Origin of the sequence: Mucilaginibacter kameinonensis (assembly GCF_003675385.1) — a bacterium.
GTDB classification, from domain to species: Bacteria; Bacteroidota; Bacteroidia; order Sphingobacteriales; family Sphingobacteriaceae; genus Mucilaginibacter; species Mucilaginibacter kameinonensis.
This window is the reverse complement of record NZ_RCWZ01000005.1, coordinates 813,485-836,348: the sequence shown is the minus strand read 5'-3', so window position 1 is coordinate 836,348 and position 22,864 is coordinate 813,485. Positions and strand designations below refer to the sequence as shown.

Here is a 22,864-nt window from a genome sequence, read left to right as displayed (position 1 = left end):
GTTCGCTAATGCCAAACGATGTTGACGATGATCGGGCATTAAATAGTGTTGTTAGAGAGCTGTTTAGTTAGTTTACATATCGGTTTTATGAAAAAGAATAGTACCTGCCGTTGCCTTGTTACTTTATTCGCCGCATCAATTTTTATACTAATAGCACAACGCTCTTTTGCCCAGGCGAGTTTTACTTTTAAACTTGATGGCACAGCAAAAACCAGTGCAGGGGTATATACAAAAGATGGAACCCTGGTACGAACACTGTGGAGCGGAGTAACCTACAATGCCGGTACACAGCAATACAGCTGGGACGGCCTTAATGATGATGGTGTTGCTGTAGCAAATGATGCCTACGTGGTTAAAGTATTGTCGAACAATGTGCGATATAAATGGGAAGGTGTGATAGGCAATACATCAGATTTGTTTAGTGGTTCATCGGTACACCATGCTATTGAACGTATGTACGGTATGGCCATCAGCGGTAATAATGCCTATTTCGCGGTTGGGTACAATGAGCAAAATGGTAGCAGCTTTAGGTTTAACACCAGTACTCCTCAAAAAAAAATAGCCATACTTGGTAAAGGATTGTCTGCAAAATATGTGGCTACAGATGGTGTAAATGTTTATTGGGCGGCCAACGATGCAGCCGTTGTTAATAACTGGATGGTGTTTGGCACCAAAGTAGCCGGAGATGCTGAAGTTAGTTTTACCAAAGGTAAAACTCAAGGTACAAAATACGGCCGAAGTTATAAAAGCGTCATAGATTTATTAAATAATGATAAATCTGAAATTTCAGGACTGGCGGTTCAAAAGCGTGGCAAATACCTTTTTGTGGCGCATAAAAAACTTAACGAATTACATGTACTTGATAAAACAACGGGTACCCTTGTGCAAAGGCAATCATTTGATAGCCCATCAGGTATTACGGCGGATGATGCCGGGCACATCTGGCTCATCTACTCAAAAAATAGCAAGCGGATCATAGAAAAATTTACTGTAGGAGCCGATGGGAAATTGGCTTCATTGCGCATAGCGCCAGCAAGTTTACTTTATCCTATGGCATCCGCTGTGAGCCCGGATGGTAAAACCCTTGTTGTTGCAGATGGCGGGGATAGTCAGCAGTTAAAAGCATATAAGGCTGATAATGGTTCGTTATTGTGGACATATGGCACAGCCGGCGGGTACAAGACTGATCCTAACGTGCGTAATGAAAAGTTTTATTTCAATGAAGCCAAAGGTCCCGGCACTTTTATCGCATTCCAGCCCGATGGCAGTTTCTGGGTAGAGGACGCCGGCAATTTACGGGCACAACATTTTGCTGCCGACAGAAAGTTTATTGACCGTATCATGTACCTGCAAACATCTTATAGCTCTTTTGTCGACGGCAATGATCCCACGCGCGTGTTTTCTGATTATCTTGAATTTAAGGTAGATTATAGCAAGCCCCTGGCCCCCAATAACGGATCATGGCAGTTGGTACGCAACTGGGGATATGGCATATCTTCGGAATATGATGATAAATATAACAGGCTTAGGGGAGTTGCAACATTGAGCAACGGCAGAACATATGCCGTGCTGCAACAAAGGGTTAGCTCGCTCATAAGCTGGAAAGTAGTTGAATTGCCTAAAACCGGGCCATTAAGAATAACCGGAGCCAATTTTCCTAATGATAATACTCAATTATATCCTGATGGCTCGTTGCGTAAGGTTTCTACATTTAGGGCGGGGGTACCAACAGTTTTTACCAAAAAAGAACTTGTAAAATTTGCGGCCAATAATGATCCTGTTTGGGGCCCCGAAAGTATTATCGCCCAAACCCAACCTGCTTTGCCCGCAGACCCAGGTTTTCGCGGTGATAATACGTTATTAAGGTCGGGGGAAATTACATCATCCGGGATAGTAACAGTATTTGACGGTACCATTGCTGATAGCTGGCACCTGGGTGGAATAAAAGTTGGTGGAAATAAACTGCTTTGGCGAACCGCTATGAGCACAATAAAAGAGTATGCCGGTCCTTTTCCTGCTAACGGGGATTTTGATATTGGTAATCATACTAATAACGCAGGGTGTGTAGGGATTGCAAGTGGCCGCAGCGTTTTTTGGGGATATCACGGCGAATTTTGGAAAAACAGCCAGGTGAACAAATGGACACAAGTTTACGACAATGGGTTATTTGTAGGCCAGTTTGGCACCACCGGTCCTGAAACCGCGAACGTTGAAGCTGCAGCTGAGATGGCCGGCAACGGTTTTTCAGCCTCGGTGGTAAAATTGCCCAACGGCGATACTTATCTATACCATAATGATGAAAGCGTTCACGGGGGCGTTCATCGTTGGAAAATCGATGGCTTATCAACCATAAAAGAACAAATAATCCCGATTGATTTAACTGCTAAAGCCCTCGTCGCAGAAAAGCCTGTAACTTCATCGGCTATTCAATTGATGGAGAAGCTTCCGTTTAACAGTGTCCTTGAAAATAACAAGTACGGATGGACGCGGAACCCGGCGCGGGATGATAATACAAGTAAGTATACGCAATGGTGGACTGTACATACCAATGTCAAAACCTACCGTAAAATCAATCCTGATATTTACATCGAATACAGCCAGCAAAATAAGCAGGCGATTTTAAACCGGGATTTTAATCAGCAATCTAATTTATTTTCCTGGACATTATCGGGCATTATTGATTTTACCCAAAGTTGTGTTAACGTTGGCCCCGGCTATAGTTTTGACGAAAAAAATGGAGTTTATTTCCAGGTGTTGGACAAGAGCAAAAAAGTAATGGCCAAGGTGTTTTTAATTTCGGCCTATTACCGTGGTGATGTAAGTTTAGTGGTAAACGGAACAGCTATTTACACATTTAAATATGATAGCTTAATGTCCCTTACAGACAATTGGCAACCAATTACCTTAAAAATGGCTAACGGTAAATTACAGGTTGCTTATGCCAATAACAAGTCATTTGAAATTAAAAGCCTGAATAATGCGGATATTAAAGGTCCGGCGTCTATAAAGTTAGTTTGTTCATCGCTAACAAAAAAAGGAAATTACAGTTTGGGCTTAGACGCCTGGAAGTTTGAAAAGAAATGGCCTTAACGGTTTTAAACGACAAGGGGGATTTATTGCTTTAATCTTTTATGATAAAAAAATTAAAGATGCGTTTGCCCTGTAGCATAACGGGACTTATGTTATAGTATAAAGCTTCGGTATTGTGCAGATAACAGTTTTTAAATTCTATTTTCGCAAAAAATACAAAGGATGAAAGAACAACTCTCAGATCTGCTTAATGCTTTAAAACAAGGCACTGTTCCATTTAATGAAGTTATCGCGTTTATAGAAACTTATTATACACATCGGCCAACAGCATTTAAAAACGGCGAGGCTTATAACGAAGCCACGCAAAACCAGGGCAGTGCTAAGGTTTTTACTTTTGCCCAACTTAATGGTTTAACTGCAGAAGATACCCTTTACTTATTTGCTGAACACTACAAGGCTGTATTAGCCACTCCAAATGCTACAGACCATCAGAACATTCGTCAGTTTATGGCTCATGGCTGGGCGGGGATTGCTTTTGAAGGCGAGGCCTTGACCTTGAAATAATAACAAGTACTAATTTGTTACAATTAGGAGTGATCATCTACTCCTTGATTTAATAGTATGTTAACACTGATGGGCTACTTTTACCGGCACATCAGTTGTTTTATGCTGCCAGATCTGAGCAGTAGTCCGGAATTTTTGAGGGCGAGGCAATTGAAAAACAATTTTCTCATGAAAACTCTACCGAATAAAATTCTTTGCCTGGCATTCCTGTTGCTTACTTGTAATAAATTTGCGCATGCCCAGGATCTCGCCACTCTTGAAAACAAAAGGGTAAAATTACCTAACGGATGGTCGTTAACACCGGTTGGTAAAAGTCTGCCTTTGGGTGATCTGCCATTAAATATCGCCATAAGTAAAAGTCACCATTACGCGGCCGTTACCAATAACGGGCAGAGCGTGCAAACCATCCAATTACTGGATGCCCGCACAGATCGCGAACTTGACAAAGTATTGATCAGTAAAGCGTGGGGCGGCCTTGTGTTCAGTGCCAATGAGCAATCGCTTTATGCATCGGGAGGTGATAATAACTGGATTGTTCGCTATGCCATTAATAACGATAAACTGATAGCCGCTGATACTATTAAACTGGGCGAAGCCTGGAGCAAAAAGCCAAACTCTGCATCTATTTCGCCTACGGGTTTGGCGCTTGATGATAAGCAGGGTATTTTATATGTGGTTACCAAGCTTGATAACAGCCTGTATCTTATCGATCTTAAAACAAAAAGCATTCGCCAACAAATTAAACTGGGCACCGAAGCTTATACCTGCCTGTTATCGCCGGATATGTCAAAGTTATACATCAGCCTTTGGGGAGGCGATAAAGTAGCCATATTTGATACCAAAGAAAATAAACTGCTTGATCCTATAGCGGTTGGCGACAACCCTAATGATCTGTGTGTATCACGGAATGGAAAATACCTGTACGTAGCTAACGCCAATGACAATACCGTATCTGTAATTGATACGCGCAAGGCTAAAGTACTTGAAACTTTAAACACCGCGGTATCTCCTACACCATTAAGCGGAACTACCAGTAACTCTGTAGCGCTAAGCAAGGACGGCAAAACATTATACATTGCCAATGCCGATAATAATTGTCTTGCTGTATTTGATGTAACAAAGCCGGGTTCAAGCCAGTCGCTTGGTTTTGTGCCAACAGGCTGGTACCCAAGTGTTGTACGTGTTTTAGATGATAAGCTGTATGTGGCCAATGCCAAAGGTTTTTCATCATTGCCAAATCCGCACGGGCCAAATCCGGCCGCTAAAAACCAAACGGTTGTATTGCACGGCGGAGACCCATTTAGGCCAACACGTACCGAATACATAGGTGGCGGCTTACTGATGGGTACCCTGAGCATTATCCCAACGCCATCAGAAAAAGAGCTTTCTGTTTACTCGCAAGCCGTAGTTCATAATACACCTTACCATCGTGAGCAGGAAACAAGTGCAGATGGCGAAGCCGGCAATCCCATACCGGCAAAAGTTGGAGCCGCATCACCTATCAAGTATGTATTTTACATCATCCAGGAAAACCGGACTTATGACCAGGTATTATCTGACATGCCTAAAGGCAACGGCGATACAAGCTTGCTGTTATTCGGAAAACGCGTAACGCCTAACCACCATGCCCTTGCCGAAAACTTTGTGCTGTTGGATAACTTTTATGTAGATGGAGAAGTGAGTGCCGACGGGCATAACTGGAGCCTGGGTGCTTATGCTACCGACTATATGGAAAAAAACTGGCCAACCAGTTATGGAAACCGTGGTCCGGGTGCTGTTGGGCTTACTGCTAAAAATAGGTTGTACATCTGGGATCAGGCCAATCGTTTTAACGTAAGTTACCGCACTTATGGTGAGTTTATTAATGCAGATAACACACCGCAGATACCTGTGCTAAAAGATCATTTTACCAAAGCTTATCCAACCCGCGACCTGCGCGATCCGGATACCCTGCGGTACAGTGCCTGGGAGCATGATTTTGATTCATTAATGCGTAGTAACGCTGTGCCTCGCCTTAATACCGTACGTATGCTATCTGACCATACCGAAGGTACAACCGCCGGCAGACCTACACCTTTTGCCCACGTGGCCGATAATGACCTTGCCGTGGGTAAACTGGTAGAGCATATCAGCAAAAGCCCGATATGGGAAAACAGCGTGATATTTATATTGGAAGATGATGCCCAGAACGGCCCTGATCACGTAGATGCGCACCGTTCACCTGCGTATATTGCCGGTGGCTTTGTAAAACGCAATTTTGTAGATCACACCATGTACTCTACATCATCTGTGCTGCGTACGATAGAGCTTATCCTCGGCCTGCCGCCTATGACGCAGTATGATGCTTCGGCTAACGCTATGTGGCGCTGTTTCGATAAAAAATCGGATGCTACACCGTTTAAGAGCTTTCCTTCAAACATCAACCTTAATGAGCTTAACCCTAAAGGTACCAAGCTTGCAGCAATGGCCAAAGGACTTGATTTTACGGGTGTGGACCGCGTGCCAGATGAGATCATGAACACCATGATTTGGAAAGCCATTAAAGGAGAGTATGCACCAGTACCTACACCGGTACGCGCTGCTTTTGTAAAAGCAGTTCAAAAAGCCGACGATGACGATTAAGCGTTATTAACATTTTTAAAGCTGAACCTTATCAATTGTCATGGCCTTAAGTTCGGCCTCATTCAGCAGCTTGATACTCTTTCCATTTGTCGCGATCAGGCTGCTGTTCTGAAACTCGTTCATTACCTTGAATAAGGTTTCGTAGGCAACAGCTGCGAACGAGGAAAGGTCCTGCCGGGATAGTTCGATGTCGATGTAACCATCTTCGGTAGTGCCAAACTGTTTTTTTAGGTTCAATAAAGCCAGTGCAATTCTTTCTTTAACAGGCATATGCACCAGGTTTCGCATCCTTTTTTCAGATTCCTGCAATTCGTTGGCGAATAGTTTCATCAATGAGTAGGTGAGTTTAGGGTTAACGTTTAAGCTCGATTCAAAAAAAGCGAGGTCAACGGAGCAGATCACCGAGTTTTCAAGGGCGGTTGTAGTTACCGGGTATACAGGTTCATTACCGAGGCCCATATGACCGAGTATATCACCAGGTTTGGCAAACCGTATAATCAACTCTTTTTCGGCATCCCAGCGTTTGTGTGTTTTTATTTTACCGGAGTAAACAAAATAGATCCGCGTAACAGGTTCTCCTTCAGTAAAAATGTGCTGCCCTTTTTTTACTTCGTAATTCTTTTTGTGCGAAGCTATCGCTATTGCCCAATCTTTAGAGCAATGGTTGCATAAGTAACAATTGCTTACATCACATTTACCTTTTATTTCCTTCATTCTCTCGTTTGGATAAATATCCGCAATAATAACCAAGTAACGCAGCACTTAAACAGCACCATAGTTCAGGTCCGGTTCAATCCGCAGCGTGCAAAAATCTATAAAAAAAATCAAAAGACATTATTTTGATGATTTTATATTGTTTGTGCAATAAAAATATCTAATTTTGTGTTTTAAAATTAATAATTATATTGTTTAAGCAATATTTAACTCTTAAAATTGACGCTCTGATTTTCTCATGAAAAAAAACATTCTTTCTAATGCCATTCCAATTGCTCCTCTGCTAAACGAAATAGGCGAAAACGAAAGCGATACCAAAGTAATTACTTATAAAAAAGCACGACTTATCCGGATTTCTGTATACGCTGTTGCGGTAGCTTTCTGTATCAGTCTAATTGCCAAGGTGCTTATTTCCTTGATCAACTTAGTAACCAATATCTCTTTCTATGGAAATCTTGATTTGCGGTTTCACAGTCCGGCCGGCAATCATTTAGGTTTATGGGTGATTATAATCCCAGCTATAGGTGGTATACTGGTGGGATTAATGGCCCTATACGGCTCAAAAGCGATAAGGGGGCATGGTATCCCCGAAGCCATGGAACAGATCCTGGTAAATGAAAGTAATATCAAACCTTCTATTACTTTTCTGAAGCCGATCTCATCTGCTATAGCGATAGGGACAGGTGGTCCTTTCGGTGCCGAGGGGCCGATCATCGCGACCGGCGGTGCTTTGGGTTCAACTTTAGGCCAGCTTTTTAAGATCACTTCTAACGAACGTAAAATTATCCTTGCTGCAGGTGCAACAGCCGGAATGTCTGCCATATTCGGTACACCGATAGCCGCGGTTTTTCTGGCTATCGAATTGTTACTTTTTGAGTTTTCGCCACGTGCTATATTGCCGGTGGCTTTAGCCTGTATAACCGGGGCGGCGGGGCACCATCTTTTATTTGAATCGGGGCCGGTATTTACCATGCCGGAGCTGGCCATTCCATCCAATACAGCCCTGGGGATTTACAGTTTCATGGGCATTGTGATTGGGTTTATGTCTATCGGTATCACTAAAATAGTTTATTTTATAGAAGATAGCTTTGAAAAGCTGCCTATACATTGGATGTGGTGGCCCGCTATTGGCGGTCTTGCTGTGGGTATTATAGGTTATTTTGCGCCACATACACTTGGCGTAGGCTATGATAACATCACCGGTGTGCTTTCGGGCACGTGGTCTATCCGCTTAATAGCCATGCTGTGCTTTTTCAAATTTTTATCATGGGCTATAGCATTAGGTAGCGGTACATCAGGCGGTACACTGGCCCCGCTTTTAACCATTGGCGGCGCTGCCGGTGCGCTTATTGGTTCGGGGATACTGCTGGTTTTTCCGGATTCGGGTATTACAATACCGTTGGCGGCATTGATTGGTATGTCGGCTATGTTTGCGGGCGCGTCAAGGGCATACCTTACCAGTATAGTTTTTGCCCTGGAAGCCACAATGCAGTCACATGCATTACTTCCTTTGCTTGGCGCCTGTACAGCGGCTTACCTGGTATCGTTCTTTTTAATGGAGAATACCATCATGACCGAGAAAATAGCGAGGAGGGGAGTGTTTACACCCGATTCGTTTGAACCTGATGTTTTACAGAAAATGAGCGTAGGGCAGGTGATTAGCGAAGAAGGGATAGTTATCAATGATAAAAGTACGGTAAGCGAGGTGCGCAACTGGTTGGGTAATAACGTAACTGACGATAATTACCTGATTCTGGTTGATGACCAGGGCGCTTATGCCGGTACAATACAGATCACCGCTGTTTATCAGGATAAGTTATCGCCTGATACTTTATTAAAGCAGATAGTTAAGCAACAACCCGCTTATTTCATTAGCACTAAAGATAGCTTGCGGAAAGCTTTGGAAACCATGTCGAAAACAGGGGCAGACGTATTGCCTATTTCATCCGCAGGAAGCAATCGCAGTTTGGTTGGGGTACTCTCTTATAAAGACATCGTAAAAGCTTACCAGATCCAGATGGATGCCGATGATAACACCCATGTGAAAATATCATTGAAAAGACAACGCATCAAGATGCCTGCAAATGGGAAGGAATTGACTGATGTAAGCGGTAAATAGAAATTTCGCCCTGCTCAGCTCAAAATTGATTAAAAACAAAATTCATCATTACCATAATTTATCATCATGAGAAAGTTCAGTATCATATTAGCTATAATTGGCTTGGCTCTTTTTATTGTTCCAAATTTCTTTTACCATGCCACGGTTAATGCCGTAGATAGCAGCGGTTCGATGGAGATCATCACTTACCCTGATGGTACCTGGACTAATAAATTGCCTGTGTTTTTTGGCGCGGCAATCGTTGGCATTGCCGGAGTATTTTATGTTGCCGGACAGCCTGATAAGAAAAAGAATCCAGCGTTATAATAAAATCCCGATAGGGAAGAAGAATTCATGACCGGGTTAACCGTCACACAAAAAAGGGAGGATAGTATTATTATACTATCCTCCCTTTTTTGTGTTTCAATAGAAATAATTTTAAAGAATAGCGCGGCTTGCACCTCCGTCTATCTGTATGGTTGTTCCGCTGATGTAGGCAGCCGGGGTAGATGAAAGAAACGCCACCAATGCCGCGAATTCTTCGGGTTTGCCTATACGGCCCAACGGAATGCTTTTTGTTTTCTCTTTAATAGCTTCTTCCGGATCTACATCTTGTGGTAGCGTATGCTTGATCCGGTCGGTAAGGATAAGGCCTGGCGCGATATTATTAACGCTGATGCCGTAAGGTCCCAGTTCGTCGGCAAGCATTTTTGCCATTCCTACAACACCCATACGCATCGCGGTTGATAGTACCGAGTTTGTTAATACCGATTTAACCGAACCACTAACGATATTAATAATGCGGCCGCTGCCGGTAGTTTTCATAAAGGGCAATACAAGCCTTGATGTCCTGACGAAACTAAGCATGTTTTGTTCAAATGCCTGCTGCCATTGCATATCATCAAAGCCTTCAAATTTTCCAAACGGAGGCCCGCCGGCATTGTTCACTAAAATATCTATGTGGCCGTAAAGGTTTCCGGCCTTATTGATAAAAGAGGTTAATTGTTCGCTGTTATTAACATCAACCTGCAGGCAAGCCACCTCATTTCCTGTTTGCTGCCGGATCTCATCGGCTGTAGAATTCAGCTCGGCCAGGTTCCGCGAGCCTATGATAACTTTTGCGCCTTCGGCTGATAAAGCCAGTGCCGAAGCCTTTCCGAGGCCTTTGCTTGCCGCCAGTACTACGGCTACTTTTTGATCTAATCCCAGGTTCATAAGTAAATGTTAAAAGGTAAATGAATTTTCAATGGCTCATCTGTCAGCACATTGTGATTGCCCCGGCAAGTTATATCAAATTTGGAAATTAACGTTTCGTCACGTCCGGAAAAAATGCTATAAACTATTGTTTTTGATTCTTTAGACAAAAAAGGATGCCAGAGCATTGAAGTTCAGGAGATAGTTATAAAAAATACAATTATCGGAATAACGAACACAATCTCGCATAATGCTGAAAACTTAGATTTGTTTCATCCAACAAACCTGTTGAGTTCAACCACTTATAAACCTAAAATTATGCGATTATTAATCTTGTCCTTTTTTATCACCGTTTTTTTCGCGGGCGCGCAAGCGCAGCAAGCGCCACTTCGTATCATGATGATTTTCGCGCACCCTGATGAGGGTGAGGTGTACACGGGTGGTACCGCGGCATTGTATACGCAGATGGGGAACCAGGTAAAATTTATGTCGCTCACTAATGGGGATAAAGGCCATTGGGTGGAAAAGCCCGAAGCGTTGGCCAAGAGGCGTTACCAGGAGGCGATGAATTCCAAAAATATCCTTAACCTGGCAGATTATGAAGTATTGAACTATCACGATCAGGGGTTAAAGAACACCCCGGAGTCGCGCGGAAAGGTGATCAAAAGCATTGAAGCATTTAAACCCGATGTTGTATTTACTTTTTACCCGGCAGAGGGCGGTCATACCGATAACATGACAGCCGGGTACATTGTGCGTGATGCCGCGAAGGATCTGAAAATGGAGAAGATGCCGGTATTCCTTTATATACGTGATTTTCATACGCACAATTTTTCTTACATCCCTGATTTTGCTTTCAGTATTGATAAAGTTTGGGAAACCAAACTTGCCGCATGCGGTGCACATAAAACGCAGGTGGAAGAAGCTATTCCGCATGGTATGGGGATTTTGGATGAAGTAAGAAAAGATCCGGCAAAGCAAAAGCAGTTAATTTACAATAATACCTACGCATACAGCAAAGTATTTCCATCATATGTTTATGCATTAGAGAAATGGAGCGGAAAGAAAGCCGTACCCGAGGTAAAATATGCTGAGGGATTTGAAATAGCTGAATTTGGCAGGCAGGTAACCGAAGTTGAACTGGTGAAACTTGTGCCGATGCTTAACGCTTCTTTAGCAGTTCCCGTCACAAAGGATTGATCCGAAGCTGTAAGTTTTTGGGCATTTGTTTATATCGGCTTGTTTTTATAAATTTCACAATCGGCGTTAGCCTGGAATTTGAATCCGGGTTGCGGAAAGCGGAGTAAGCCGATGATTTTAACAATAACAGCCGATTGTGAACAAGATTGCCAAACATGAAACAGAAGCCCGGGTGCCGGTTATTGGGCTGGATGGCTTCCGCGAGGGGCAAACTGCCGGACGAGAAGAGTTGTTGTTCAATGAAATTCATGGGGAAAGGCACATCGAGAAGCCCCATAAACATGACTTTTTTATCATCATGCTTTTTGATAAGGCTGAAGGTGTACACACTATAGACTCGGTCGATTACACCATAAGCGATCGTCAGATCCACGTGCTTTTTCCGGGGCAAATGCATAAATGGTATATCGGCAGCAAAACCATAGCTTACCAATTGATGGTCGAGCGTTCATTCTTTGAACATTTTGCGCCGTTTTTCAGGTTCTCGTTTACTAATTATCAGAACCATCCGGTTATCGACCTTACGGAAGACGCCTGCGATCAGTTGCGCTATGAATTTGATGCTATCAAAAAAGAACTGGGAAGAAATAACTCGCTGGCTACCCTGATCACCGCCCGCGCGGGTACCATTGCAGCAATTGTGAGCAGAGAAGCCGAATATGCTTTTACTGAGTTTAAGGTATACCAGTCAAACCCAAGGTTGGCCAAATTCAATATGCTGATAGATGAATATTTTAAACAGCAGAAATTCGTGATGTTTTATGCGGAAAAACTCCATATATCCGCCAACTACCTTAATATTCTATGTAAAAAACATTTGAAGATCTCGGCAACAGAGCTCATTCATCAAAGGGTTTGCGTAGAAGCAAGAAGATTACTTCAAAGCGGCGACCTATCTATTAAGGAAATAGGCTTTGAACTGGGCTTTACAGACAATGCCTATTTTTCCAATTTTTTTAAAGGCCAGACAGGCATGACGCCTACCGAATTTCGCGAGAAATTATAAATTTTACAAGTATTGGCAGGAATAGTTCACCGGCGATGGGCGGTTGGCCGCGTACTTTTGTGAAAGTTAAAGCGATTGCTTTTGCCGAAGAGCATGATAACCTGGAAGCCAAATGAACAGATCAATACTATCCCGTAAAGAATTTATCCGAAACTCAGCATGGGCACTCGCCGGTGCTACGCTTATTCCCGGAATGCTATTTGCAGATGAGCGGGAAGAACACGCCGGATTGAACTCTTTGAACGTAAACAACACCGGCAAAAGTTTTACGCTTAAAAATGTGCGTTTGGAAACCGGTTTCGATTATGAAGATGGTGATGTTGTGGCTACCAAGACCGGCATTTTTTCGGTAGAGATAGCAAACGGCAAGATCAAAAAAGTCAGCACCGGTCAGCCCCATGCAGATGCCATCGATGTAAAGGGGATGCTGATGTTGCCTTCCTTCAGGGATATGCACATCCATCTGGATAAAACTTTTTATGGCGATAAGTGGCAGGCTGTTCGGAGAAGAACCGGAGGTGTAAAGGGAATGATAGCACTGGAGCAGGAGATACTGCCCGAAATGCTGAAAAATTCTACCTACAAGGCTGAGAAACTGATTGAGCTACTGCAATCAAAAGGAACCTCTTTCGCGCGGAGCCATGTCAATATAGAGCCTACTTCTAAACTGGATTCACTCAGGCATTTGCAAAAGGCCCTGGATAATAAAAAGAAGGGCTTTGGCGCGGAGTTGGTGGCCTTTCCGCAACATGGGGTGTTTTATACCAATACCGCTCCTTATCTGAAGGAAGCAGCCCAGGCGGGCGTTGATTTCATTGGTGGAGTGGATCCTTTTACCGTTGACGGCGCTATTGAAAAAACAATGGATTTTACAATTCAGCTGGCGCTGGATCATCATAAAGGAATTGACATTCACCTGCATGAAACAGGCGAATCGGGATTGAAAACAGTTGAATACCTGATTAGTAAAGTGAACGAAAACCCGGTACTGAAAGGGAAAACGTACCTGAGCCATTGCTTTGTATTAGGAAAACTTGACCAGGCGAAGCAAGAGGAAATGGCAGAGAAACTTGGTGCAGCGCAGATTGGGATCAATTCAACCATACCTTTCGGTGGCCTCATCATGCCCATTCCTATGTTGATGAAACACCAGGTAAAAGTAATGACAGGGAACGACAGCATTGTTGATCATTGGAACACCTTCGGCACCGGAAGTGTGCTGTACAAGGCAAATATGGCGGCGCAGCTATACGGACATAACACAGAGTTTGGCCTGTCCCGGATGCTGGGCCTTGCAACAGCAGGGCCGTTGCCATTAGATGATAAGGGGCAGCAACAATGGCCTAAGGCAGGTGATGCTGCCGATTTTGTACTCGTTGATGCCAGTTGCTCAGCAGAGGCCGTCTCAAGGCTTTCCCCTGTAAAGTCCCTGATTTATCAGGGAACCGTCGTTTTCTAAAACAGGGATTGCTAACGGAATAACTATTAATCAAAATTGCATTGGAGATGGAAAAAACAAAATATGCCCCGCCTGTAACCGGTAGCTATATTTTAAAAAATATTCGCCTGGAAACGGGTTTTATAATGGACGAAACCGGCGCGAAAGAAACACGTACAGAACTATTCTGCATTGAAGTTAGCGAAGGGAAGATCACAAAGATATTTACCAATAACGCATCACTCCCGGGTGCTATAGATGCAAAAGGCTATCTGATGTTGCCTGCATTTAGTGATATGCATGTCCATTTGGACAAAACCCTATATAGCCTCCCATGGCAGGCCCACTCCCCAAAGAAAAGAAGTATTTTGGATATGATTGCCTATGAGCAAGAGATCATTCCAGAGCTACTTAAAACATCGACGGAGCGGGCCGGACTCTTGATCGACCTGATGCAGGGTTACGGTACAACCTTTGCCCGTACGCATTTCAATGTGGATACAACCTCTGGGCTTCGTTCGTTGGAAAACCTGCAAAAGGCATTAGATAACAAAAAAGGAAGCTTTAGTGCCGAACTGGTTGCATTTCCGCAACACGGATGTTTTTATACAGATTCGGCTCCTTTGCTAAAAGAGGCTGCCCAACTGGATAGTGTTGCTTTTATCGGCGGCGTTGATCCGTTTGGAATAGACCGGAATATTGAAAAAGTGCTGGACTTTACTGTAGAGTTGGCGCTGGATAATAATAAAGGGATCGATATTCACCTGCACGATGGGGGCAAGGAAGGTCTTTGCACAATAGAGTACCTTGCCGAACAGGCGCTTAAAAACCCATCATTACAGGGGCGCACTTATGTTAGTCATGCTTTTGTGCTTGCCTCGCTTCCGTCAAATGAGTTAGAACGTATTGCGGAAAAATTAGCAGCGGCTAAGGTTGGTATCGTATCCTCTATTCCGTTTGGCAAACTGGTGATGCCTGTTCCTGCATTGGCGAAACATGGCGTAAACGTATTGGCGGGTAGCGACAATATTCAGGATCACTGGAGTACATTCGGGACGGGTAATATGCTTCAGAAAGCCAACCTTATAGCTGATCTATATGGTTGGCGAACAGAATTTGACCTTTCCAGAACTTTGCGTTTTGCCACGCACAATGTTTTGCCCCTGGACAATGAAGGGAACATGCAATGGCCAAAAGTAAATGACAGCGCCGAATTTGTGCTGGTTGACGCAAGCTGCTCGGCAGAAGCCATATCACGTATTTCGCCTACGATGGCTTTTGCTCATCAGGCCAGATTGCATTGGAAAGAAGCTGAAAGGGATGCCGCGTTAGGAAAATTTGAGTAATTCAAGTAGGCGCAGAACTTCCAACATTAGCGGAACTATTGATATCAGTTCTCAGCACGTCGTTGTTCTTCTTCCGATCCGGATTTATGTCGCGCGCCGGAAAGTTTGTCATTTCCAAAGCGGTAACTGAAGCTCAATGATACTGACCTTGTATAAAAGCGATTAAAAGTATACTGGTAAAGGTTTAAATAGCGATCCGTACTGCTTCGCTTGTCGCTGTTTAATACATTAATAGCATTGATAGTTATAGCGGCTTTGTTATGAAATAATTTTTGTTTCATAACAAGGTTTAGTGTTGTATACCCACCATATGTCGACCCTATAAAGCGGCGTTTCGATTCATATTCCCAATCCGCCTCCATAGATAGTTTATCGGTGCAACGAAAGGTGTTATTAGATACTATATCAACCGTGTTTATCCCGGGATCGTTTAAACTGAAACCACTCACATTGCCGGTAAATGAGTTTTTATAAAGTGTGATGGAGGTATTGGTAGTTAACCATTTCAACAGATCTTTATCATAACTCATGCTAAAGTTGTAGAAATGGGCTCCCTGTACATTGGTTGGAATTCGAGTCATGGTTGTACTGTTCTGATCGAGATAAGGTAAAGTCCGCACGTAATTATTTGTTGTTTCATATGCGGCTGTTAGGAATAAGCTGTTTTGATAAGCCCAGGTTATCTCCTGGTGCCAACTTTGTTCTGGCTGCAGAAATGGGTTCCCCTGAAAGTAAAGCAGTGAAGATAGGGGGCGTCGAAAGGGGACAAGTTCATGATAATCAGGCCTGTTTGTTCTCCGGCCGAACTGGAAATTAAGTGTACTTTGATCCCCGAGTTTATAGTTCGCAAAAAGAGTCGGGAACAGCTGAACATAGTTCCTGTTTATGGAGATATCGGCGATCAGCTGATGGCCTTTCATTACAGTTTGTTCGGCCCGCAAACCGCCCTGTAGTGAGAGTCTGCCGTATTCGCCGTTAAAGTTGATATAAGCGGCGTTGATATTTTCCCAGTTGGTGCTATAATCACTTTTTTGCGGATCAATCATATTATAGCCGTCTGCCTGTTGGTAATAGTTGTTCTCATTATTGGTTTTTACATAGCTGGATTTAAAACCGGTTTCTATCCGTGCGTGATTTATTAATGGTAAAACGTAATCCGCCTTTGCGCCAACAATATAAAGCCGTCTTGATTCATCAATTAAGATATTTTCCTGGCTTTGAAAATCTCCATTAGAGTTGAACATTGTAGTTGCAGTCTGTTGCAAGGGCTTATAAATGAAACTGGAATAATCTATACCTGCAGACCACTGTTTACCAAGTGTATCCAGCTTTTTTTGCAATTGAATGCCAGCCATATAGTTAAATGGTTTATCCCTGTTCAATGCATTAAATGCTTCGCTTCCAGTTTTGGTCTGATCATGGTTGAATATATCAGTTGAGGAAGTGATAGCCTCACTTGTTCTTCGGGTAGAAATATTACTAAGCAATGTTAACGTGGCGCCTTTACGCAGGTACAGGTCCAGGCCCGCGGCAGCATTATATGCGGTTCCGGCAGTTACTCTATTTGTAGCAGAAATGTTTTCCGTTAGCGGAGCATTTTCCTGCAATATGTTGTTGATGGCGTTACCCTTCAATAGCGTTTTGTTGTCGAAATAACTACCATTTATATAATAGCTGTACTTTTTCGTTTTATAGCTAACGCTCGAGCCGCTATTGTAACGATTATAGGTGCCGACCCCAAAGCCGCCGTTGAAATTTCCGTTCAGGCCACTTTGGGTATTTTTCTTATGTACAATATTAATGATCCCAGCCGTTCCTGCCGCGTCATATTTGGCGGATGGATTGGTCATGATTTCTATTTTTTGAATATCGTTTGAAGACATCCCAGTCAGCAGGTTGCTCAGATCTTCGGCAGAAAGGTAAGTGCTTCTACCGTCAAGCATGATATTGATCCCTGAATGGCCGTTTAATGTGATCTGTCCGTCAGGGGTAACCTGAACTCCGGGTAGCTTTTTTATCAATTCCAATACGTTAGTACCGGTATTAGCGATATTTCTATCGACATTGATAATCGTTTTGTCAATAAGCTTTTGAATGTGCGGGGTTTGGGCTTCAATGATTACTTCCCCAAGCATATTAGAAGCCGGAAGCAATTTGATCTCACCTATATTAATAGTGGTGTCTTTCTTATTGATTGACAAATCAGGTATAAATGCTTTTCTAAAACCTACAAAACTCAGGTTTAACAGATATCTGCCTTCCGGAACCTGGTTGAAGTGAAATTTACCAGTCTGATCACTCGTTGTTGCCGTGTATAACACAGAATCCGACATTCTCAAAAGCCTGATTATTACCGATGGCAGTGGTAGTTTATGTTCATCTGTTATTGTTCCCTGAATTTTTCCCTGAGCGTTTGCTTCTGCATTAAACTGAAAGGAAAGCCATGCTGTTAATATTGTAATGAGATTTAGTGGTTTCATTGCCGGGGTTTTGAGCAATGATAGTCTCCGGGATGATGCAAAATAGAAGATACAGGCAGACACGCGTATTTTGAAGACGGAAAATGCAAAAACGCCTACAGCCCTTTAATTTCATCAAAACAACCTGTTCATGGGGCGAAATTCCCTTTATGTCGATAGTTGTGTTTTGAAGCGAGGAAATAGTTATAATTGTTTGTAAATGAGCTTTCCTGATAATTTGTTGAATTTTCATAAGCGGCACCGTTGGCCAAGCCATATTTTATATTGGCTTGTTTATTTGCTGGTGTCTGTTAGCTCGAGCAAATATTACAACGGCGGGCAAGCATCATCACTGTTTGAATTTATCAGCGACGGATTATATATTTCGACAGAAATGATGGCTGCTTATGGTATTGCCTATTTGGTGATACCGCAGTTTATCAAAAAAAGATACCTTATTGCAGCATTGGGGTTTGTGATAATAAGTTATGCGGCGTGTGCACTTGCACGGGTTTTCATAGTAAAGATATGCGAGCCACTTGCCGGTATCCGCCCTAAAGCATCCGAAACTTACCACGAAATATTTACCGATATCCCCAAGCTGCTGTTTGTGTATTTTTTTCAGATCATGGCCGCAGCCTTCGTTTTCGTTTTCTTTAAGCTGTTGAAGGACAAGCTGGAAATACAGAAAAAAACACTGCTGCTTGAAAAGGAAAAAGCAGAAACAGAATTGAAACTACTTAAAAATCAGCTTAATCCCCATTTTTTATTCAATACACTTAATAATATTTACTCGCTTTCGCTGGTTTCGTCGCCTGCAACTTCGCCATCTATAGCAGGCCTTGCAGATATTCTTGATCACATACTTTATCGTTGTGACGGGCAATTTGTATCATTAAAGTCAGAATTACGACTGATCAGTAACTATATTGAACTTGAGAAATTAAGATACGATGAGCGCCTGACCGTAAATTTAAATTCTGATATCAGGCAGGAAGTTGAAATAGCTCCGCTTATTCTGCTTTCTTTTGTCGAAAATGCTTTTAAGCATGGCGCCAGTAATGACATGGATAAGCCGCAGATTGATATAACGCTAAGTGCCAGCGAAAATGTCTTTGATTTCAGAGTATCCAACACCATCGGATTTGAGAGCGCTACCCGGAATAATAGTTACCCCGGAAAAATAGGATTGAGCAACTTGCGAAAACAACTTGATCTTATTTATGGCAAAGATTACAGTTTAGATATCATACAAGATGAAAAATCATTCACGGTTCAGTTAACGATCCATCATATTAATGCAGTCAAAAATGAAAAAGATTCGTTGCCTGTTGGTTGATGATGAACCGTTGGCCATTACCTTATTGCAAAACCATATTACCAGGTTTGATTTTCTGGAGGTAACGGCCACCTGTCCTAACGCTTTGAAAGCACTTGAAACATTGAAAAGTCAGGATGTTGATCTGATGTTTCTTGATGTCCGTATGCCAGCCATAGATGGAATTGAATTTCTTAAAATGCTCCGCAACCCGCCCCGCGTAATTATTACTACCGCGTATCGTGATTACGCCATCGACGGATATGATCTTGATATTGTAGATTACCTGCTTAAGCCCATTACCTTCGAACGTTTTTTTAAAGCCATAGAACGTTATTTGCGGAATGCCGGCCAGCAAGCACAGCCTTCTATGCCTACAGATCCGGAGCCAGAAAACATCGTCTTGAAATCGGGTTATCGCAATGTAAAGGTCAACGTTGCAGATATCCTGTACATGGAAAGTGTAAAAGATTATGTAAAAGTATATACCCTAAATACCACCGTTGTTACTAAATATAAGATCAGCGATATGGAAGCAGACCTCGCATCTAAAAATTTCCTGCGGATACATAGGTCTTTTATAGTAAATCAACAACATATCACTGCTTTTTCTGCCAGTGATGTAGAGTTAGGCAAAAAAGAATTGCCCATCGGCGAAAGTTATAAGGAGCATGTTACCCAAATTTTGAAAAAACAGCCTTAACAATCCTTTTTCGAAACAATTGGCCTCTTTAATTTATGATTTAAAATTGAGCGTCACGGCAGATTCGTGTTTTTGACGTCAAATAATAATTAATTAACAGAATCTGACAGGCCAATAAAATTATGTGTTTTATCTTAGCTGCTGCTGAAGTATGAACACATTAGTTGAACTGGTACAAACATATGGGCTCTGGGTAGTTTTCCTGATCACACTTTTACAGAGTGTAGGATTGCCGCTACCTGCATTTACCGTAATGATTGTAACTGCAGCTGTAACACCTGCAACCCCGGAGAACGTTATATCTCTAATCTTGGTTGGATCACTCGGGACACTAATAGGCGACTTTGTCTTATTTTTTGCCGGAAAAAGATACGGAACAGGCATCCTCGGAAAATTATGTAAAATTTCCATATCACCAGATTCCTGTGTCCGTAGCACAGGCGATCTTTTTGACCGTTATGGTGCGCCTGCGTTAACAATAGTGAAATTCATTCCCGGCTTGTCTACACTCGCGCCGGTTGTTGCGGGCGTTTATGCAATGCGGGTAGCAGTATTTGCCTTTTTTTCATCTGTTGCGGCGCTTATTTATCTTAGCGCAGCCGTGGCCTTGGGCGCTATCTTTCGTCACCAAATCGATAGTGTGATCTCAGCATTAAGTCGCTACGGGAAGTTGGGTGGTTTATTTGTTCTTGTTTTATTCGGCTTGTATCTTTTGTTCAAATGGTTGCAGCGCTATCGCCTTATCAGGCAGTTTGAAGCAGATAGGTTAACGGTGAACGATTTGATAGAATTAATAGACGGCAACTCAAATCCAGTGATACTTGATGCACGCCCGGTAGATCAGCGCGTAAAAAACGGTTTTATTCCGGGCTCAATTCCCGTAGATGAAAACAGCCTCAGCGATATCGCCGACCGGTATGCCAGCCATCAGGAGATTGTGATTTATTGCTCGTGCCCAAATGAAATTACTGCCGCCAGGTATGCAGAGAAATTACGAAAAATAGGGCTTAAACGTATCCGGCCTTTATTAGGAGGTATTGATGCCTGGGCCGAATCAGGCCAGGAGGTTACATTTATTCAGCCGTAATCACAGTACCCACTGTTTCAAAAACTGACTAAAATTGTCTTTAAACTGGTCGCTCACATAAATGGTTTCGGCGCCGATTTGTACAGAGGTTTTAGTAGCCGATTTTATTGCTGCTTTTGATACAATGAATGATCGGTGCAAACGCAGAAAAAGCTCTGTGGGAAGCTTTTCCTCCAGCTTTTTAAGCGACATAAGGGTTAGTACAGGCTTTTCTTCGTTTTTAAGATATAATTTAACATAGTCTTTCAAGCCCTCGATATAAAGAATATTATCGATATCCACTTTGTGCAATTGATGCTCTACCTTAAGGTATAAAAATTGGGGAGCCGCAGGCACAGCGGCTATTGGTTGCTGAGCGCCATTTAACATCACGAAATACTCATACGCCTTGGTAGCCGCCCGCGAAAAATCCACAAAGTTGAATGGTTTTAGCAGGTAATCAATTGCATCAACCCGGAAACCATCCAGCGCGTAATGGTCATAGGCTGTGGTAAAAATAACCCGCAAGTTTTTTCTCCTGTCCGATTGTTCAATGATCCGGGCCAGTTCTACGCCGCTCAAATCGGCCATTCTGATGTCGAGGAATATCAACTGCAGGTCCTGGTTTTCGTGAACATACTTTAACGCGTCAATAGCGTTATTGAACCTCGCCATTAAGCTCAGGAAAGGCGTCTGATTAATATAGTTGATGATGAGATTAAGTGCCGCGGGTTCGTCATCTACCGCTATACAATTAATTTGCATTGGTGTTCAATGTTAAAATAGTCAGATATTCGTTGGTGCCGGCGTCGTCATTCACTACCAGGTTGTATTTTCCCGGGTAGAGGAGGTCAAGTCTTCGTTTGGTATTAGCGATCCCAATACCATACTCTTCATCGAGCTCTTTATTTGTATTTTTATAGATCGAATTACGTACCATAAATTTTAATATCCCGCCTGCTTCGCTTATCTCCACAAAAATATAACTGGCCTGGCGCGCGCTTATGCCGTGTTTAAAGGCATTTTCTATAAAAGGTAAAAATAACATGGGCGCTACATTTATATCGCGTAGCTTATCGGGCATGGTAAAACTTACTTCCACGCTGCTGTCTATTCGCGTGCGCATCAGGCTAATATAGTCTTCAATAAATTTTACTTCTTTTTTTAGCGTGGTTACATCCTGCTTGGTTTCGTAGATCACATAACGCATCATATGCGATAGGGTGTATAGCGATTCTTTTGCCGATGCCGGATCCGTATCGGTTAAAGCGTAAATGGTATGCAGGGTATTGAAAAAGAAATGGGGATTGATCTGTGCTTTAAGGAAAGATAGTTCGGCACTGATGCGTTCTTTTTCTGAAACCTGGATAGCCAGCTCATGCGATTGCAGTTTTTTTGCAACCGTAGTAACGTTGCTAAAACCGAGTACTATGAGGCACATTAAAATAGTCCAGGCGCTGCGCATATGATGACCGGGCACGTAGGGGTGAAACATCTTAGCCATGGCCGCATCAATATGCAACGAGTCCTGCATCCAACCGTTGTACTTTACCATCAGAATTATCAAAGCTATTACACTAATAATGTAAAAGCCAAGCCGCCTTTTAGTTAATAGCTTAGGAGATAGTACTGCCGTGTTAATGGTGTAAACAACTGCATACCCCAGATTTTCGGCAACCTGTTTTATCCAGTATGAAGATGGCATATTAACCGGCCACGTAAGCGGAAACAGGATCCAGATAATAAGGGCCGTGGCTGCAAACAAATGTACCGGAAAAACAGCTTTTCTTAATTTAACAAACACGTTATAGAGATTTACCTGATAAAAATAGAAAAATAACCATGTCCCGCTTGGCCTTGAGCACTGTTTTATACATGAAGCAGACGCATTGCGGGTAGTTAAAATTAATCAAAAAGAAGGTTTTATTACCGCATACAAAACCGATATCGATAATCGGGTTAAAAAAATAGACGGTTTGCTTAAAATAATCGACTATATGCATTGAGGCAATTTACCGGCAATTCACTCAATTCGTCGAGAATATTGGGCAAATCGTCTATAAAAAAAATATCGCATGAATTAATTGCTTTTTTTTGGAGGCGAGG

General features: G+C 42.7%; 17 protein-coding genes. 12 read left to right on the top strand and 5 right to left on the bottom strand.

Annotation, left to right across the window (positions count from 1 at the left end):
* Positions 1-87 precede the first annotated feature (87 nt).
* From EAH55_RS26385 to EAH55_RS26375, 3 genes are all read left to right on the top strand, one after another.
* Positions 88-3,090 (top strand): outer membrane protein assembly factor BamB family protein, encoded by a 3,003-nt coding sequence (locus EAH55_RS26385; RefSeq protein WP_121812289.1) that lies wholly within the window; start codon positions 88-90, stop codon positions 3,088-3,090.
* A 162-nt stretch (positions 3,091-3,252) separates the two neighbouring features.
* Positions 3,253-3,594, top strand: coding sequence for a HopJ type III effector protein (locus tag EAH55_RS26380; RefSeq protein ID WP_121812288.1), 342 nt, complete (start codon positions 3,253-3,255; stop codon positions 3,592-3,594).
* Between the two features lie 168 nt (positions 3,595-3,762).
* A complete protein-coding gene (locus EAH55_RS26375; RefSeq protein WP_121812465.1) occupies positions 3,763-6,216 on the top strand; it encodes a bifunctional YncE family protein/alkaline phosphatase family protein in 2,454 nt (817 codons plus the stop codon).
* A gap of 15 nt (positions 6,217-6,231) precedes the next feature.
* Here the strand turns inward: EAH55_RS26375 and EAH55_RS26370 are convergent, their stop codons facing one another.
* Positions 6,232-6,930 (bottom strand): Crp/Fnr family transcriptional regulator, encoded by a 699-nt coding sequence (locus EAH55_RS26370; protein ID WP_121812287.1) that lies wholly within the window; start codon positions 6,928-6,930, stop codon positions 6,232-6,234.
* A 238-nt stretch (positions 6,931-7,168) separates the two neighbouring features.
* Here EAH55_RS26370 and EAH55_RS26365 point away from each other — a divergent pair, with 238 nt between their 5' ends.
* Both EAH55_RS26365 and EAH55_RS26360 read left to right on the top strand, forming a co-directional pair.
* A complete protein-coding gene (locus EAH55_RS26365) occupies positions 7,169-9,049 on the top strand; it encodes a chloride channel protein (RefSeq protein ID WP_121812286.1) in 1,881 nt (626 codons plus the stop codon).
* 66 nt (positions 9,050-9,115) lie between these two features.
* A complete protein-coding gene (locus EAH55_RS26360) occupies positions 9,116-9,355 on the top strand; it encodes a hypothetical protein (RefSeq protein WP_121812285.1) in 240 nt (79 codons plus the stop codon).
* 111 nt (positions 9,356-9,466) lie between these two features.
* Here the strand turns inward: EAH55_RS26360 and EAH55_RS26355 are convergent, their stop codons facing one another.
* Positions 9,467-10,243, bottom strand: a complete 777-nt coding sequence (locus EAH55_RS26355; RefSeq protein ID WP_121812284.1) for an SDR family oxidoreductase — start codon at positions 10,241-10,243, stop codon at positions 9,467-9,469.
* 297 nt (positions 10,244-10,540) lie between these two features.
* On the opposite strand from EAH55_RS26355, the gene EAH55_RS26350 reads away from it, so the two are divergent.
* The 4 genes from EAH55_RS26350 (at position 10,541) to EAH55_RS26335 (ending at position 15,212) form a co-directional block, all read left to right on the top strand.
* Positions 10,541-11,422 (top strand): PIG-L deacetylase family protein, encoded by an 882-nt coding sequence (locus EAH55_RS26350; RefSeq protein ID WP_162997058.1) that lies wholly within the window; start codon positions 10,541-10,543, stop codon positions 11,420-11,422.
* A 136-nt stretch (positions 11,423-11,558) separates the two neighbouring features.
* On the top strand, positions 11,559-12,428 hold the full coding sequence (locus EAH55_RS26345; protein ID WP_244228368.1) for an AraC family transcriptional regulator: 870 nt from the start codon (positions 11,559-11,561) through the stop codon (positions 12,426-12,428).
* A gap of 112 nt (positions 12,429-12,540) precedes the next feature.
* Positions 12,541-13,887 (top strand): amidohydrolase, encoded by a 1,347-nt coding sequence (locus tag EAH55_RS26340; protein ID WP_121812282.1) that lies wholly within the window; start codon positions 12,541-12,543, stop codon positions 13,885-13,887.
* Between the two features lie 47 nt (positions 13,888-13,934).
* Positions 13,935-15,212, top strand: a complete 1,278-nt coding sequence (locus EAH55_RS26335) for an amidohydrolase (protein WP_121812281.1) — start codon at positions 13,935-13,937, stop codon at positions 15,210-15,212.
* 44 nt (positions 15,213-15,256) lie between these two features.
* Here EAH55_RS26335 and EAH55_RS26330 read toward each other — a convergent pair whose 3' ends face one another.
* Positions 15,257-17,692, bottom strand: a complete 2,436-nt coding sequence (locus tag EAH55_RS26330; protein WP_162997057.1) for a TonB-dependent receptor — start codon at positions 17,690-17,692, stop codon at positions 15,257-15,259.
* A gap of 199 nt (positions 17,693-17,891) precedes the next feature.
* On the opposite strand from EAH55_RS26330, the gene EAH55_RS26325 reads away from it, so the two are divergent.
* From EAH55_RS26325 to EAH55_RS26315, 3 genes are all read left to right on the top strand, one after another.
* On the top strand, positions 17,892-19,010 hold the full coding sequence (locus EAH55_RS26325; RefSeq protein WP_121812279.1) for a sensor histidine kinase: 1,119 nt from the start codon (positions 17,892-17,894) through the stop codon (positions 19,008-19,010).
* Positions 18,982-19,692 carry a LytR/AlgR family response regulator transcription factor gene (locus tag EAH55_RS26320; RefSeq protein ID WP_121812278.1) on the top strand — a complete coding sequence of 237 codons (711 nt, stop codon included), beginning with the start codon at positions 18,982-18,984 and terminating at the stop codon, positions 19,690-19,692. Before EAH55_RS26325 ends, EAH55_RS26320 begins: the two co-directional genes overlap by 29 nt.
* Positions 19,693-19,843: 151 nt before the next feature.
* Positions 19,844-20,779 carry a DedA family protein/thiosulfate sulfurtransferase GlpE gene (locus EAH55_RS26315; protein ID WP_121812277.1) on the top strand — a complete coding sequence of 312 codons (936 nt, stop codon included), beginning with the start codon at positions 19,844-19,846 and terminating at the stop codon, positions 20,777-20,779.
* Here the strand turns inward: EAH55_RS26315 and EAH55_RS26310 are convergent, their stop codons facing one another.
* A complete protein-coding gene (locus tag EAH55_RS26310) occupies positions 20,780-21,523 on the bottom strand; it encodes a LytR/AlgR family response regulator transcription factor (protein WP_121812276.1) in 744 nt (247 codons plus the stop codon). It abuts the gene before it with no gap.
* A complete protein-coding gene (locus EAH55_RS26305) occupies positions 21,513-22,562 on the bottom strand; it encodes a sensor histidine kinase (RefSeq protein WP_121812275.1) in 1,050 nt (349 codons plus the stop codon). The genes EAH55_RS26310 and EAH55_RS26305 overlap by 11 nt, the downstream gene beginning before the upstream one ends.
* Between the last annotated feature and the right edge of the window lie 302 nt (positions 22,563-22,864).